This window comes from Variovorax saccharolyticus (assembly GCF_030316765.1).
GTDB lineage: Bacteria > Pseudomonadota > Gammaproteobacteria > Burkholderiales > Burkholderiaceae_C > Variovorax > Variovorax saccharolyticus.
On the sequence record NZ_JASZYT010000003.1, the window covers coordinates 318,823 to 334,832 of the forward strand.

A 16,010-nucleotide genomic window follows, 5' to 3' on the forward strand; every position below is an offset into this window, starting at 1 on the left:
CTTGCCGGGTCTCAGGCCCGGGCGGCCAGCCAGTCGCGCGGCGAAAGGCCCAGCCGCTGCGTGAAAAGGCGCGACAGCGCAGAGGCATTCGCATAGCCCAGCAAGTGCGCGATGGTCTTCACCGATGCGCCGTTGCGCAGTTCGGCCTGTGCAATCGTGAGGCGCCAGGTCGCGAGGTAGTCCGCCGGCGTGTCGCCGACCACGGACTTGAAACGATATGCAAACGAACTCCTGGACATCCCCGCTTCGCGGGCCATCCGCTCCAGCGTCCAGGCCTCGCCCGGCCTGTCGTGCACGGCGGTCAGTGCCCGCGCCAGGCGGGGGTCGCCGAGCCCGGCGAGCAGGCCGACCGGCGCGTCGCCTTGCTGCGGATGGTCGAGGAGCCATCGCAGCAGCTGGATCAGCACGACCTCGAACAGCCGATCGGCCAGCAGCCGGTGGCCGCACTGCAGCTGCGTGGTCTCGGCGAAGAGCAGCGCGATCGCCTGCTCCAGACCGTCCACCTCGCGCAGCGCAATGCAGATCAAGGGCGGTAGCGCCCGCGCCAGCGGATGGGCGTCGCCGCCGTCGAAGTCGAGCGTCGCACAGACGAAATCCGAACCCTCGACCGGAGCGTTGCGGAAGTTGTGCGCGAGCGGCCGCGGGTAGAACAGCAGACTCGGCTCCTTGACGACGATCCTGCGCGGCACGCCGGCGCCTGAGGCATGCGTGACGACCATCTCGCCACGACGCAGCACATGCAGAAATCCGCGCCCCTCCCTGGCGGCGAAGCGGGTGGTGCCGCACAGCGGCCCGGCGTGGAACAGATGGGCCCGGACGTGGAAGCGCTCGAGCAGGGATGAGAGCCTGTCAACGGACGACATGGGAACGGTCCGATCTGGACGAATGGGTTTCTTTTGAAGACGATTTGCACCCAATCATACGAGCGCGCGCGAGACACTTCGTTCACCAGCCGCGCGCTGCGGCCTGAACATCCATCCTCGTCACGGAGCAAGCAACATGTCGAAGAACCATCCTGAAGCCCCCGCCCTGCAGATCTCTCAATGGCTCAACGCGGAGGCGGACCTGACGCTCGCGTCACTGCGCGGCCGCGTGGTGGTGCTGCACGCGTTCCAGATGCTGTGTCCGGCGTGCGTGTCGCATGGCCTTCCGCAGGCGAAGAAGATGCAACAGCTCTTTGACGCCAAGGATGTGGCCGTGATCGGCCTGCACAGCGTGTTCGAGCATCACGCCGTCATGACGCCCGAGGCGCTGAAGGCCTTCGTCCACGAATACCGGTTGAGCTTTCCGATCGGCATCGATCAACCTTCCCGTGGCGGCATTCCCGCCACGATGCGGGAGTATCAGCTGCAGGGGACGCCGAGCATCGTCCTGATCGACAGGCAAGGCCGCATCCGGCTCAGTCATTTCGGCGTCATCGACGACATGGTGCTCGGCGCAGCCATCGGCCAACTGGCGGCCGAAGTGGAGACCACGACCTTGATCGCGCGCCCGTCCGGCGACGCCGGAATGGTCGGAACACGCGACGCCTGTGGCGAAAGCGGTTGTCCGGCCTGAGCCGAATCGCCATTTCCGGGAATACCCTCAGCGCATTCTTCTGAATCTTGCCTACATTGCTTGCATGCAAGACAACGTGCAGCTTGCATGCAAACCTTCAGAGGGATCCGCCATGCCACGTTTCTTCAAATCGCTCTTCGGTCAGGTCGTCATCGCGCTTGTGCTCGGCGTCGTGGCAGGCCTCTTCTTCCCGGAATTCGCCGTCAAGCTCAAACCGCTCGGCGACGGCTTCATCAAGCTGATCAAGATGATCATTCCGGTGCTGGTCTTCTGCGTCGTGGTGCACGGCATCTCGGGCGCCGGCGACCTCAAGCGGGTCGGCCGCGTCGGCGTCAAGGCGCTGATCTATTTCGAAGTGCTCACCACCGTCGCGCTGGCGCTGGGCCTGGTGCTGGCCTTCGTGTTCGAGCCCGGGGTCGGCATGAACGTCGACCCATCGAAACTCGACGCCAAGGCGATGAGCGCCTATGCGTCGAACGCCGACAAGCTCACCAGCGGCGGCACGGTCGACTTCCTCATGAAGCTGATCCCGACCACCGTGATCAACGCCTTCGCGACCGGCGACGTGCTGCAGGTGCTGCTGTTCGCGGTTCTCTTCGGCTGCGCGCTCACGCTGCTTGGCGAACGGGGCCGGCCGGTCGCGGCGGTGGTCGACGCGACCGCGCTGGTGATGTTCAAGATCATGGGCATCATCATCAAGCTGGCGCCGCTCGGCGTGCTCGGCGCGATCGCCTTCACGGTCGGACAGTACGGCGTCGGCTCGCTCAAGCAGCTGGGCATGCTGGTGGCACTGTTCTACGCGGCGGTGCTGTTCTTCGTCTTCGTGGTGCTCGGGCTCGTGATGCGCTTCTCGGGCTTCAGCCTGGTCAAGCTGCTGCGCTACCTGCGCGAAGAGCTCACCATCGTCTTCGCAACCACCTCGTCCGACAGCGTGCTGCCGCAGATCATGGCCAAGCTCCGGAACATGGGCATCCGCGACTCGACCGTCGGCCTCGTGATCCCGACCGGCTACTCGTTCAACCTCGACGCCTTCTCGATCTACATCACGCTGGCCGCGGTGTTCATCGCCCAGGCCACCAACACGCCGATCTCGATGGCCGACCTGTTGACCATCCTGGCGATCGCCTTGGTCACCTCCAAGGGCGCGCACGGCGTGCCGGGTTCGGCGATCGTGGTGCTGGCCGCCACCTTGCACGCGATTCCGGCGATCCCGGCCATCGGTCTGGTGCTCGTGCTCTCGGTCGACTGGTTCATGGGCATCGCCCGCGCGCTGGGCAACCTGATCGGCAACTGCGTCGCCACGGTCGCCATCGCCGCCTGGGAGGGCGACATCGACCGCGAGCGGGCACATGCGGTGCTGAACGGCACCCACTCGCCCGAAGACGAGCCGCTCGCCGAGCCCGGCTCGCCGGCCGCCGTCTCGACCGTCTCGACCGCCCATTGAAGACACCGATGACCGACGTCACGCCCACCCACATCGCGGAACGCGTGGTGGAAGCGATCCTGGCGCAGAAGCTGGCGCCCGGCGAGAGGCTGGGCGAGCAGGCGATGGCCGAGAACTTCGGCGTCAGCCGCACCATGGTGCGCGAGGCCCTGATGCAGCTGCAGGCGCGCGGCTTCGTCGAAGTGCAGTCGCGCCGCGGCTGGTACGTGGTCGAGCCCTCGGCCGACGAGGCGCGCGACGCCTTCGCCGCCCGCCGAATCGTCGAAGCCGGCATCCTGGCCGAAGCCGGCCGGCCGCTTTCGAAGGTGATCCGCAAGCTGCGCGAGCACATCGCGGACGAGAAGCGGGCCATCGCCGGCGCCGACGCCGCCACCCGCGCCTTCCTGCTGGCCGACTTCCATGTCTGCCTGGCCGACCAGATGGGCCACCGGCTGCTGTGCGACGTGCTGCGCGACCTGACCGCGCGCACCACGCTGGCCGCCACCCTGTTCCAGTCCCGGCACGAGGCCGTCCAGTCCTGCGCCGAGCACGCCGCCATCGTGGCCGCGCTGGAAGCCGGCGACACGGCGCACGCCCGGCAGCTGATGCTCGATCACATCGGCAACGTCGAGCAGGCGCTGCAGGTCGAGGTCCAGGCGGCACCCGATGCCGACGAACGGCTGCGCGCCACGCTGGCACCGTTGACCCTGCCTCGCGGCCTTCGCTGACACGGATCGACCCGCCGGCGGAGGCTGCTTCGGCTAAAGTCGAAGCGCTTATGAATTCACCAGGCCTGCAGCGCGGCTCCTTCCTCTTCCTGCTGGCGGTCGTCACGATTGCCTTCGGCTGGGTCCTCCTCCCTTTCTTCGGGGCCGTGATGTGGGGCGTCGCGCTCGCGATCCTGTTCACCCCGATCTACCGGCGGCTGCTGCTGAAGATGCGCGGACGGCGCAACCTGGCCGCCCTCGCCACGCTGCTGATGGCGATGGTGGTGGTCATCATCCCGCTGGTCGCCATCGCCGGATCGCTGGTCGAGGAGGTGTCGGTGCTCTCCCACAAGATCCGCGCCGGCGACATCAGCTTCGCGAGCTACTTCCAGCAGGTCGTCAACGTGATCCCGCAATGGGCGATCAACCTGCTCGACCGCTTCGGCCTGGGCAACGTCGAAGGCCTGATCAAACAACTGTCGCAGGCCGCAGCGCGGGGCAGCCAGGTGATCGCGACCCACGCGGTCGCGATCGGCCAGAACGCCTTCGAATTCGTCGTCAGCTTCGGCCTGATGCTGTACCTGCTGTTCTTCCTGCTGCGCGACGGCGCGATGCTGTCGAAGAAGGTGCGCGCCTCGCTGCCGCTGGCCACGCCGCACACGCACCACCTGCTGAACAAGTTTACCACCGTGATCCGGGCCACCATCAAGGGCAATATCGCCGTGGCGGCGGCACAGGGCCTGATCGGCGGCGTCACCTTTTCCCTGCTCGGCCTGCAGGGTTCGCTGCTGTGGGGCGCGCTGATGGCCTTCCTGTCGCTGCTGCCGGCGGTGGGCGCGGCGCTGATCTGGGGCCCGGTGGCGATCTACTTCCTGGCCGTCGGCGCCTTCGGCAAGGGCTTCATCCTGATCTTCGTCGGCGTCTTCGTGATCGGACTGGTCGACAACATCCTGCGGCCGCTGCTGGTCGGCAAGGACACGCAGATGCCCGACTACATCGTGCTGATGTCCACCATCGGCGGCATCGCGCTGTTCGGCATCAACGGCTTCGTGATCGGGCCCGTGATCGCGGCGCTGTTCATGGCGGCCTGGGATCTTTTCGCGTCCTCGAGCGCCGACGACGAAAAGGCGCCGCCGCTACCCTGAGCGGGCGCTCCACCAGGCCTCGCCGAAGCGGCCCTGCAGGAAGGCCACGAAGCTCGACACCTTGCCGGGCACCAGCTTGGGCGACGGGAACACCGCGTGGATCTCCTGCTCGGCCAGGGCGTGGTCGGGCAGCACCTCGACCACCTGGCCGGTGGCCAGCGAGTCGCTGGCCACGTAGCGCGGCATCAGCGCCACGCCCAGCCCGGCCCGCGCGGCGGCCAGCACGGCCGAGACGTTGTTCGAGCGCAGCCGCCCCGACACCGGCACCGTGACCGGTTCGCCCTTCGGGGTGTGCAGGTGCCAGACGTCATCGCCGACCACGCTGCTGTAGATCAGCGCCACGTGGGCACTCAGGTCCTGCGCCTTCTTCGGCGTGCCGTGCGTGCGCAGGTAGGCCGGCGCCGCCACCATCACCCACGGGTTCATGCCGAGGAAGCGCGCGCCCAGGGACGAGTCGGCCAGCTTGCCCATGCGGATGGCGACGTCGATGCCCTGTGCCACCAGGTCGACATAGCGGTCTTCGAAACTGAGGTCGACCTGCACCTGCGGATGCCGCGCCATGAATTCCAACGCCAGCGGCACCACCACCCGCCGGCCGAAGGCGGTCGAGGTGCCGATGCGCAGCAGTCCCTGCGCCTGCGACTGCCTGAGCTTGACGATGCTCTCGGCCTCCTCGGCGTCGCGCACGATGGACTTGCACTTCTCGTAGTAGAGCGCGCCCGCTTCCGTGAGGCTGACGCCGCGCGTGTTGCGGTTGAGCAGCCGCGCCTTCAGCCGCGCCTCGGTGGCCGCAACCTGCTTGGTCACGGTGGGCTGGGTGGTGTTGAACTCGCGCGCCGCCTTGGAGAAGCTGCCGGTCTCCACCACGCGCACGAACATCTCCATCGCCAACAGTCGGTCCATCCGCGCATGCTACTCACTTATTCCACACAGGAATAGGCTTTATGGCTGCGCGCCGTCTTCTGCGAACAGGCCCGAATTCCCAGAATCGAGCCCAACCCAAGGAGACTCGCATGGCAAAGATGACCGCGGCCCAGGCCGCCGTGCTCGTGATGGAAAAGGAAGGCGTGACCCAGGCCTTCGGCGTTCCCGGCGCCGCCATCAACCCGTTGTATTCGGCCCTGCGCAAGCAAGGCAGCATCGCCCACATCCTGGCGCGCCACGTCGAGGGCGCCTCGCACATGGCCGAGGGCTACACCCGCGCGGTGGCCGGCAACATCGGCGTGTGCATCGGCACCTCGGGGCCGGCCGGCACCGACATGATCACCGGCCTCTACTCGGCCTGGGCCGATTCGATCCCGATCCTGTGCATCACCGGCCAGGCGCCGCGCGCCCGGCTCTACAAGGAAGACTTCCAGGCGGTCGACATCGAGTCGATCTCCAAGCCGGTCACCAAGTGGTCGGTCACGGTGCGCGAGCCGGGCCAGGTGCCGCAGGTGTTCCAGCAGGCCTTCCACCTGATGCGCTCGGGCCGTCCGGGCCCGGTGCTGATCGACCTGCCCTTCGATGTCCAGATGGCGCAGATCGAGTTCGACATCGACAGCTACGAGCCGCTCACGCCCTACAAGCCGGCCGCCACGCGGGCCCAGATCGAGAAGGCGATCACGATGCTGAACGGCGCCGAGCGGCCCCTGATCGTGGCCGGCGGCGGCGTCATCAACGCCGACGCGAGCGACTTGCTGGTGCGCTTCGCCGAAGCCACCGGCGTGCCCGTGATCCCGACCCTGATGGCCTGGGGCGCGATCCCCGACGACCATCCGCTGATGGCCGGCATGTGCGGCCTGCAGACCAGCCATCGCTACGGCAACGCGACGATGCTGGCGTCGGACTTCGTGCTCGGCATCGGCAACCGCTGGGCCAACCGCCATACCGGCTCGGTCGAGGTCTACACCAAGGGCCGCACCTTCGTCCACGTCGACATCGAGCCGACCCAGATCGGCCGCGTCTTCACGCCCGACTTCGGCATCGTGTCCGATGCCAAGGCCGCGCTCGAACTCTTCGTGCAGGTGGCCGAGGAGATGAAGGCCAAGGGCCAGCTGCCCGACCGCAAGGCCTGGGCCGGCGAATGCCGCGGCCGCAAGAAGACGATGCTGCGCAAGACCAACTTCGCCGACGTGCCGATGAAGCCGCAGCGCGTGTACCAGTGCATGAACAACAACTTCAGCCACGACACCTGCTATGTGAGCACCATCGGCCTGTCGCAGATCGCGGCGGCGCAGTTCCTTCACGTCTACAACCCGCGCCATTGGATCAACTGCGGCCAGGCCGGCCCGCTGGGCTGGACCATTCCCGCGGCGCTGGGCGTTCGCGCGGCCGACCCGAGCCGCAAGATCGTCGCGCTCTCGGGCGACTACGACTTCCAGTTCATGATCGAGGAACTGGCCGTGGGTGCGCAGTTCAAGCTGCCCTACATCCACATCGTGGTCAACAACTCCTACCTCGGGCTGATCCGCCAGGCGCAGCGCGGCTTCGAGATGGACTACTGCGTGCAGCTGGGCTTCGACAACATCAACGCGGCCGAGGACGCCGGTGTCGAGCGCAGCTACGGCGTCGACCACATGAAGGTGGTCGAGGGCCTCGGCTGCAAGGCGATCCGCGTCTACAAGCAGGAAGAAATGACGCCGGCGATCCAGCGCGCCGAGGAATTGATGGCCGAGTTCGGCGTGCCGGTGGTGATCGAGGTGATGCTCGAGCGCGTGACCAACATCGCGATGGGCACCGAGATCGACGCCATCAACGAGTTCGAAGCCCTGGCCGAAAGCCCCGAGGACGCTCCGACGTCCGTAAGCGCGGCGATGCTCGACTGAAACCTTCCTGAGACCTTGCGGGACAGACCAAGAAACTGCGCAGCAGTTTTTGCTCTGTCCCCAACTGACTAGAGACAAACATGCCCAAATTCGCAGCCAACCTGACCATGCTCTTCACCGAGCTGCCCTTCATGCAGCGCTTCGAGGCCGCCGCCAAGGCCGGCTTCAAGGCGGTCGAATACCTGTTCCCCTACGCCTACGAAAAGAAGGAACTGGCCGCCGCCCTGCGCGACAACGGCCTCGCGCAAGTGCTGCACAACCTGCCCGCCGGCAACTGGGAGGCGGGCGAGCGCGGCATCGGCTGCCACCCGGAGCGCGTCGGCGAATTCCGCGAGGGGGTGGCGCGCGCGATCGACTACGCCACGGCACTGGGCTGTCCGCAAGTCAACTGCCTGCTCGGCAAGCTGCCCGAAGGCGTGACGCATGCGGATGCGCGCAAGGTGGTGGTCGACAACCTGCGCTTCGCATCAAAGGAGTTGCTGGGCGCCGGCATCCGGCTGCTGATCGAGCCGATCAACACCTTCGACATCCCGGGCTTCTACCTGAACCGTACCGATCAGGCGCTGTCGCTGATCGACGAGGTCGGCTCGCCCAACCTTCGGGTGCAGTACGACATCTACCACGCCCAGCGCATGGAGGGCGAGCTGGGCAACACGCTCGCGAAGAACATCGCCCGGATCGGCCACATCCAGCTGGCCGACAACCCCGGGCGCGGCGAGCCGGGCACGGGCGAGATCAACTACCCCTGGCTCTTCAGGCACATCGATTCGCTGGGCTATGCCGGCTGGATCGGCTGCGAATACAAGCCGCGCGGCACGACGGACGAAGGCCTCGGATGGCGCACCGCGCTGACGCAATAACTATCTCAGGACAAGGAAATCCCGCGACATGACGCAAACCAACGCACAGAAGATCGGATTCATCGGACTCGGCATCATGGGGGCGCCGATGGCAGGCCACCTGCTCGAGGCCGGCCACACGCTCTACGTGAACACGCGCGGCGAGATGCCGGAGCCGTTCGCCTCGCGGGCGACGGTCTGCGCCTCGGCCACGGAGGTGGCGCGGCAGTCGGACATCGTCTTCATCATGGTGCCGGACACGCCGGACGTCGAGACCGTGCTGTTCGGCGACGGCGGCGTGGCTGCGGGCTTGTCCAGGGGCAAGCTGGTGGTCGATTGCAGCTCGATCGATCCGATCGCCACCAAGGCGTTCGCCCGGAGGATCATCGACCTGGGATGCGGCTGGGTCGACGCCCCGGTGTCGGGCGGCGAGGTCGGCGCCAAGGCGGCCAGCCTGACCATCATGTGCGGCGGCGACGAGGGCGACTTCGGCCGCGCGCGGCCGCTGCTCGAGAAGATGGGCAAGAACATCACGCTGGTGGGCGGCGTCGGCGACGGCCAGGTGTGCAAGGTGGCCAACCAGATCATCGTCGCGCTCAACATCGCCGCGGTCGGCGAGGCGCTGGTGTTCGCCTCGAAGGCCGGCGCCGATCCGGCCAAGGTGCGGCAGGCCCTGATGGGCGGCTTTGCGTCCTCGCGCATCCTCGAGGTGCATGGCGAACGCATGATCAAGCGCACCTTTGCGCCGGGCTTCCGGATCGCGCTGCACCAGAAGGACCTGAACCTGGCGCTGCAGGGCGCGCGTGCGCTGGGGGTGGCCCTGCCGCAGACGGCGAGCGCGGCGCAACTGATGAACGCCTGCGCGGCGCTGGGCCATGGTCAGGAAGACCACTCGGCCCTGGTGCGCGCGCTGGAAGCGATGGCGCAGCATCCGGTGGCCGGAGAGCTTTAAGACGACTTCCCCTAGCCCATCTCCGCGATCGCCTCCCGCATGCAGCGCGTGATGCTGCGCACCGCCACCGAATCCGGCCGCCCCGCGAAGCGCAGGGCGCGGATCGGCACCGGGATGTGCGGCTCCAGGGTCAGCAGGTCGACCTTGCCGCGATCCGCCGAGTTCGCGGTGCAGCCGTCGACCAGCGCCACGCCCAGGCCATGGTGCGCCATCGCCAGCGCCGCATGGTAGGTCTGGACCGTGACCACTGCCTGCTGGAAGCCGACACCGGCCTGGCGGCAGGCCTGGCTCAGGCTGGTGCCCACCGGGTCGCGGCTGTCGAGGCCGACCACCGGCAGCTTGACCAGGTCGTGCAGCGCCACCGAGCCGTTGCGCAGCAGCGCCCGCGGCAGCATGCCCTTGGGCGCGACGCAGACCATGCGGCTGTCGGCCAGCGTCTCCTGCGTCAGCGACGGATGCACTGCCGGGCTGAAGGCGAAACCGACATCGGCCTCCTGCCGCAGCAGCGCCGACATGATCTGCGGCGAGTGCAGCGATTCGAGCGTGACCGCGATCGACGGATGCTGCTCGCGGAAGCGCTTCAACGCCCGCGGCAGCACCTCGTAGCTCAGCGCCAGCACGCTGAGGATGCGCAGCTCGCCCGCATCGCTGGCGATGCGCAGGTTGGCCGCCAGCCGCTGCACCTCGTCGAGCTGCGCGAACAGCCGCTCGATGTGCGGATAGAGCGCCAGCGCCTCGGTGGTCGGCGTGAGCCGTCCCTTGGCCCGCTGGAACAACGGGAAGCCCAGCTGTATCTCGGCATGCTGCAGCGTGCGGCTGACCGCCGGCTGCGTGATGTTGATCAGGCGCGCCGCCGCGCTCACGCTGCCCGTGAGCATGATGGCGTTGAAGACCTCGATGTGGCGCAGGCGCATGAAGCGACGGCTACGGTGCGGTCGTCGCGACCTTGCCGCGCGAGATGTCCATGATCAGCTGCGCCGACAGGTACAGCCGCGGCTCGATCGAATCGAGCAGCACGTACTCGGCGTCGGCCGAATGGGCGCCGAAGCCCTGCAGGCCGAAGCGCTCGACCACCGCCGCCTTGGTCTTGAGCGCCGCGAAGGCCGCATCGGTGCCGCCACCGGCGACCTTGTCGTCGGCGCCGAGTTCGCGGCCCAGCGACTTGTAGATCTGCTGCGCATGCAGCGCCAGCGCGCGCGAGGCATCGTTGGCTTCCAGCGGCGGGCGCCGACGCTCGAACTTCATCTCCACCTTGGCCTGCGGGATCAGCTGATTCTTCACGCGCTCCTGCACCTGCTGCTCGATGCGGTCGTAGTCGCTGACCTTCAGCACCCGCACGTCGGCACCGGCCGTGGCGCTGGCCGGGATCACGTTGCGGTTGCTGCCCGAGCGCGAGATGGTCCAGTTCATCTTGAGGCCGGTCGCCGGGTCCGAGAGGTCGCGCATCTGCAGGATCTGGTGCGACAGCTCGTAGAGCGCATTCACGCCCTGCTCCGGCGCCGAGCCGGCGTGCGAAGCCTTGCCCGTGACATGCAGCGTGACCGAGGCGATGCCCGCGGTCGCCAGCGACAGCTTGTCGCCCTGGATCGGGGCGCCTTCGTACGACAGCACGACGTCGTGCTCGCCGCCCAGTCGCGTGATCAGGTGGCGGCCACCGGGGGAACTGATCTCCTCGTCGCCGTTGATCAGCACGGTGAGCGTGCCGTACTCCTTGAAGTCCATCGCCTTCAGCAGCGCCAGCGTGTGGGCGATGACCGCGATGCCCTGCTTGTCATCGGCGATGCCCAGCCCATAGGCCTTGTCGCCCTCGACGCGGAAGGGCTGCTTGCCGAGCATGCCGATCTGGTAGACCGTGTCCATGTGGGCGATCAGCATGATCTTCTTGGTCCCGGTGCCCTTGAAGGTCGCCCGCATGACCTTGCCGATCTTCTCGGGCGTGTCCTCCATGCGGTAGGCGTCGGCCGAGGGATCGATCAGCTCGACCTGGCCGCCGAGCGCCCTGAACTTGCCGGCGATCAGGTTGGCGATCCGGTCGAGTCCCTCGAGGTCGCGGCTGCCCGACTCGATCGAGACCAGCTGGTTCAGCGTCTCGAGCAGCGCGGGCTTCTCCTTGGCGGCGAGCGCGGCAATGCGTTCGTCGGGGGCGGCCGAAGCCCAGGTGCATGCGGCGGCGAGTGCAGCCAGGGCGAAGCCCCCGCGCACGAAAGCGATTGCATTCTTCATCAAGCTCAAGTCTCCAAAAAATCTAGTGGGCCTTGTCCCAGTTCGGGCCAACGCCGATCTCGGCCAGCAGCGGAACCTTCAGGTCGGCCACGCCCGCCATGAGGCGCGGGATCTCGGTGCGCACCCATTCGACCTCCTCGTCGGGCACCTCGAAGACCAGTTCGTCGTGCACCTGCATGATCATCTTCGTGCCGCGCTGCTCGGCGTCGAGCACTTGCTGCACCTTGACCATGCTGAGCTTGATCAGATCGGCCGCCGTACCCTGCATCGGCGCGTTGATCGCGGCGCGCTCGGCGCCGCCGCGGCGCGGGCCGTTGGGCGAATTGATCTCCGGCAGGTAGAGCCGGCGGCCGAACACGGTCTCGACATAGCCCTTCTCCTTGGCCAGCGCCTTGGTCTCGTCCATGTAGACCTTCACGCCCGGATAGCGCGCGAAGTAGCGCTCGATGTAGGAGGCCGCGGCCTTGGTCTCGATGCCCAGGTTGCGCGCGAGGCCGAAGCTGCTCATGCCGTAGATCAGGCCGAAGTTGATCACCTTCGCATAGCGGCGCTGCTCGCTCGACACCTGGTCGACCGGCACGCCGAAGACCTCGCCGGCGGTCGCGCGGTGCACGTCGATGCCTTCGGTGAAGGCGCGCAGCAGCGACTCGTCGCCGCTGATGTGGGCCATGATGCGCAGCTCGATCTGCGAGTAGTCGGAGCTCGCGATGACACGGCCCGCGGGCGCCACGAAGGCCTCGCGCACGCGCCGCCCTTCGGGGGTGCGGATCGGGATGTTCTGCAGGTTCGGGTCGTTGCTCGACAGCCGCCCGGTCACCGCCACCGCCTGCGCGTAGTGCGTGTGGACGCGGCCGCTGCGTGGATTGGCCAGCAGGCCCAGCTTGTCGGTGTAGGTGCCCTTGAGCTTGGACAGCCCGCGGTGCTCGAGGATCTTCGCCGGCAGCGGGAAATCCTCGGCCAGCTTCTCGAGCACCTCCTCGTCGGTGCTCGGCGCGCCGCTCGGCGTCTTCTTGATCACCGGCAGGCCGAGCTTGGTGAAGAACACTTCGCCGATCTGCTTGGGAGAACCCAGGTTGAAGGGCTGGCCCGCGAGCGCGTAGGCCTCCTCCTCGAGCGCCATGATGCGCTTGCCGAGCTCGTTGCTCTGCGCCGCCAGGGTCGGCGCATCGATCAGCACGCCATTGCGCTCGATGCGGTAGAGCGTCTCGCTGGAGGCCATCTCGAGCTCGTAGACGAAGCGCAGCTTCTCGTCGGCCTCGAGCTTCGGCCAGAGCACCCGGTGCACGTCGAGCGTCTGGTCGGAGTCCTCGCAGGAATACTCCGCCGCCTTGTCGATCGCCACCTGGCTGAAGGAGATCTGGTGCGCGCCCTTGCCGCACAGGTCCTCGTAGTCGATGCCGCTGCGGCCCAGGTGGCGCTCGGCCAGACTGGCCAGGCCGTGCGGCTTGTGGACCTCGAGCACGTAGCTCTGCAGCATGGTGTCGTGGGCGTAGCCCTGCACCTCGATGCCATGGTTGGCGAACGCGTGGCGGTCGTACTTGACGTGCTGGCCCAGCTTCTTCTTCGCGCCGTTCTCGAGCCAGGGCTTGAGCTTCGCGAGCACCTCGTCGCGCGGCAGCTGCACCGGGGCGTCGGGGTAGTTGTGGCCCACCGGGACATAGGCCGCCTCGCCGGGCTTGACGCTGAAGCTCAGGCCGACGATCTCGGCGCGCATCTCGTCGAGCGAAGTGGTCTCGGTGTCGAGCGCGACCAGTTCCGCGGCCTCGATCTTCGCCAGCCAGGCGTCGAAGGCCTCCCAGGTCATGACCGTGTCGTAGACGAGGTTGCTGACTTTCTCGGCCGCCTCCTGCGCCGGATCGCTGAACAGGTCGCCATTGGGATTGGCGTTGGCGTCGGCGCCCTTGCGCTTCTTGTCCTCCTCGATCAGCTCGGGCGGCACCGCATGCGCCTCGAGGGTCTTCACGAGGCTCTTGAATCCGTACTGCTCGTAGAAATCCTTGAGCGCATCGGTCTGCTGCGGGCCGATCGCGATCGCGTCCAGGGCCGGCAGGCCGCCGACATGCTCGCCGAGCTCGCAATCGGTACGGATCGTGACCAGCCGCCGCCCCTGGGGCAGCCAGTCGAGCGCCTGACGCAGGTTCTCGCCGGCCTGGCCCTTGACCTCGGCGGCGCGGGCGATCAGGGCGTCGAGCGAGCCGTATTCGAGCAGCCACTTGGCCGCGGTCTTGGGCCCGACCTTGGGCACGCCGGGCACGTTGTCGACGCTGTCGCCGACCAGCGTCTGGTAGTCGATCATCAGGTTCGGCGGCACGCCGAACTCGGCCGTCACGCCGGCGACGTCGCGCTTCTTGCCGTTCATCGTGTCGATGATCGTGATGTGCTCGTCCACCAGCTGGCTCAGGTCCTTGTCGCCGCTGGAGACGATCACCTCGATGCCCTGGCTCGCCGCCGTGCGGGCCAGCGTGCCGATGACGTCGTCGGCCTCGACATCGGGCACGCACAGCACCGGCCAGCCGAGCATGCGCACCACCCGGTGGATCGGCTCGACCTGGCTGCGCAGGTCGTCCGGCATCGGCGAGCGCGTGGCCTTGTAGTCGGGATACCAGTCGTCGCGAAAGGTCTTTCCGGGGGCGTCGAAGACGCAGGCGGCGTAGTCGGCCCGCACCTCGCGGCGCAGCGCCTGCATCATGTTGATCATCCCGCGGATGGCTCCGGTGGGCGGGCTGCTGTTGTCGCCCGGCACGGCGCGCAGGTCGGGCATCGCGTGGAAGGCGCGATAGAGGTAGCTCGATCCGTCGACGAGCAGCAGCGTTTTCTTGTCGGTCATCGGAGCATTTTGCCGTGCCGCGCCCGCGCGCCCGGCGAGCCCGAAACTTCGGCGATTGCGATCTATCCCCCGACCGGGCGCGGACCTACAATCCGACCATGTCTTCCTCCTTGCTCCTCGTGCGCCGCGCCCGGCTCGCCACGCTGGCGCTGGCCTGCGCCGCGCCCTCCGCCGTCGTTTTTGCGCAAAATCCGGCGCCTCCGGCCCCGGCGCCCGCCCAGGAACAGCAAGACCCGGACAAGGCGTCCGGCCGCCAGAACCAGCGCATCCAGCGCATCCACACCGAAGACAGCGGCGCCACCATCGACGAGCTGCGCGTCGGCGGCCAGACCCAGGACATCACGGTCAAGCCCAAGAACAACGCCCCCGCCTACCAGGTCATGCCCAACGCCGAGGAGCGCGTGCGCAACCAGGGCCAGTCCGACTCCAGCGCGGGCGAAGGCGGCTCGCGCGTCTGGTGGAACGTCTTCAAGTTCTGAGCGCGCAGTGGCGGTTTTCACGGAAGTCGGATTCGACGAGGCGGACGCGCTCGTCCAGCGCCTGGGCCTGGGCCCGCTGACCTCCCTCAAGGGCATCGAGGGCGGCATCGAGAACACGAACTATTTCGCCAGCACCGAGGCCGGCGAGTTCGTCCTGACCTTGTTCGAGCGCCTGGGCGCCGAGCAACTCCCCTATTACCTCTGCCTGATGAAGCACCTGGCGGCCCACGGCATCCCGGTGCCCGAACCGCTGGCCGACCCGGACGTCTCGCCCCCCCGGGGCCATCCGCTGTCGATCCCGGCCAACGCCCCCTGCGAACTGCTGCACACGGTGGCCGGCAAGCCGGCGGCGGTGGTCCAGCGCCTCAGCGGCAAGAGCGAACTGGCACCCACGGCGGCCCATTGCGCCGAACTCGGGCGGCTCTTGGCGCGCATGCATCTGGCAGGCCGCGACTACCCGCGCAGCCAGCCCAACCTGCGCGGCCTCGGCTGGTGGAACGACACCGCCCCGGTGGTGCTGCCCTACCTGGACGCCCCCCAGGCCTCGCTGCTGCGCAGCGAGCTGGCCTACCAGAACCACGTCGCCGAATCCTCGGCCTATGCGGCCCTGCCGCGCGGGCCGGTGCATGCCGACCTGTTCCGCGACAACGCCATGTTCGACACCCACGCGAGCGCCGATGCGCCCCGCCTCACCGGGGTGTTCGACTTCTATTTCGCCGGCGCCGACAGCTGGCTGTTCGACCTCGCCGTGTGCCTGAACGACTGGGCGATCGACCTGGCCAGCGGCCGCCACGATGGCGCCCGCGCCGACGCCCTGCTGGCCGCCTACGGCACCGTGCGGCCGCTCACCGGCCCCGAGCGGGCGCTGCTGCCCGCCATGCTGCGGGCTGCCGCGCTGCGCTTCTGGATCTCGCGTCTCTGGGACTTCCATCTGCCGCGCGAGGCCAGCATGCTGAAACCCCACGACCCGACCCATTTCGAGCGCGTGCTGCGGCAACGCGCGCACGCCACTTTCGACATTGCGCCCGGTGCCGACGCGCTGGCCGCCTGA

13 protein-coding genes and 1 pseudogene are annotated in these 16,010 nt (G+C 67.8%); 9 read left to right on the forward strand and 5 right to left on the reverse strand.

The annotated features are described in order from the left end of the window. Positions 1-11 precede the first annotated feature (11 nt). Positions 12-863: an AraC family transcriptional regulator gene (locus QTI45_RS12140; RefSeq protein ID WP_286654526.1), complete on the reverse strand. Its 852-nt coding sequence runs from the start codon at positions 861-863 to the stop codon at positions 12-14. Between the two features lie 136 nt (positions 864-999). On the opposite strand from QTI45_RS12140, the gene QTI45_RS12145 reads away from it, so the two are divergent. From QTI45_RS12145 to QTI45_RS12160, 4 genes are all read left to right on the forward strand, one after another. After that, positions 1,000-1,557: a redoxin family protein gene (locus QTI45_RS12145; protein ID WP_286654527.1), complete on the forward strand. Its 558-nt coding sequence runs from the start codon at positions 1,000-1,002 to the stop codon at positions 1,555-1,557. 112 nt (positions 1,558-1,669) lie between these two features. Then, positions 1,670-3,001 (forward strand): C4-dicarboxylate transporter DctA, encoded by a 1,332-nt coding sequence (locus tag QTI45_RS12150; protein ID WP_286368615.1) that lies wholly within the window; start codon positions 1,670-1,672, stop codon positions 2,999-3,001. 8 nt (positions 3,002-3,009) lie between these two features. Further along, entirely contained in the window at positions 3,010-3,708 is a 699-nt protein-coding gene (locus tag QTI45_RS12155; RefSeq protein WP_286654528.1) for a GntR family transcriptional regulator, read from the forward strand. A 50-nt stretch (positions 3,709-3,758) separates the two neighbouring features. Further along, positions 3,759-4,832, forward strand: a complete 1,074-nt coding sequence (locus QTI45_RS12160) for an AI-2E family transporter (protein ID WP_286654529.1) — start codon at positions 3,759-3,761, stop codon at positions 4,830-4,832. On the opposite strand, the gene QTI45_RS12165 is transcribed toward QTI45_RS12160, so the two are convergent. Continuing rightward, on the reverse strand, positions 4,824-5,735 hold the full coding sequence (locus QTI45_RS12165) for a LysR family transcriptional regulator (protein WP_286368612.1): 912 nt from the start codon (positions 5,733-5,735) through the stop codon (positions 4,824-4,826). The two genes, QTI45_RS12160 and QTI45_RS12165, sit on opposite strands and share 9 nt — an antisense overlap. Positions 5,736-5,845: 110 nt before the next feature. Here QTI45_RS12165 and gcl point away from each other — a divergent pair, with 110 nt between their 5' ends. The 3 genes and pseudogenes from gcl to QTI45_RS12180 all read left to right on the forward strand — a co-directional run. Beyond that, on the forward strand, positions 5,846-7,639 hold the full coding sequence (gene gcl, locus QTI45_RS12170; protein ID WP_286654530.1) for a glyoxylate carboligase: 1,794 nt from the start codon (positions 5,846-5,848) through the stop codon (positions 7,637-7,639). A gap of 80 nt (positions 7,640-7,719) precedes the next feature. Then, positions 7,720-8,499 carry a hydroxypyruvate isomerase gene (gene hyi / locus QTI45_RS12175; RefSeq protein ID WP_286654531.1) on the forward strand — a complete coding sequence of 260 codons (780 nt, stop codon included), beginning with the start codon at positions 7,720-7,722 and terminating at the stop codon, positions 8,497-8,499. A gap of 19 nt (positions 8,500-8,518) precedes the next feature. Next, positions 8,519-9,430: pseudogene (locus tag QTI45_RS12180) on the forward strand (2-hydroxy-3-oxopropionate reductase); the annotation flags it as partial. A gap of 11 nt (positions 9,431-9,441) precedes the next feature. Here QTI45_RS12180 and QTI45_RS12185 read toward each other — a convergent pair. Genes QTI45_RS12185 through polA form a run of 3 tightly spaced genes read right to left on the reverse strand, consistent with a single transcriptional unit; the run spans position 9,442 to position 14,480 of the window. Next, positions 9,442-10,344: a LysR family transcriptional regulator gene (locus tag QTI45_RS12185; protein WP_286654532.1), complete on the reverse strand. Its 903-nt coding sequence runs from the start codon at positions 10,342-10,344 to the stop codon at positions 9,442-9,444. A gap of 10 nt (positions 10,345-10,354) precedes the next feature. Further along, the gene (locus QTI45_RS12190; protein WP_286368608.1) at positions 10,355-11,653 is read right to left on the reverse strand and encodes a M20/M25/M40 family metallo-hydrolase; all 1,299 of its coding nucleotides are present in this window, start codon (positions 11,651-11,653) and stop codon (positions 10,355-10,357) included. A gap of 22 nt (positions 11,654-11,675) precedes the next feature. Next, on the reverse strand, positions 11,676-14,480 hold the full coding sequence (gene polA / locus QTI45_RS12195; protein WP_286654533.1) for a DNA polymerase I: 2,805 nt from the start codon (positions 14,478-14,480) through the stop codon (positions 11,676-11,678). Between the two features lie 98 nt (positions 14,481-14,578). On the opposite strand from polA, the gene QTI45_RS12200 reads away from it, so the two are divergent. Next, positions 14,579-14,959: a hypothetical protein gene (locus tag QTI45_RS12200; RefSeq protein ID WP_286368606.1), complete on the forward strand. Its 381-nt coding sequence runs from the start codon at positions 14,579-14,581 to the stop codon at positions 14,957-14,959. 7 nt (positions 14,960-14,966) lie between these two features. Then, positions 14,967-16,010, forward strand: a complete 1,044-nt coding sequence (locus tag QTI45_RS12205) for a homoserine kinase (RefSeq protein WP_286654534.1) — start codon at positions 14,967-14,969, stop codon at positions 16,008-16,010.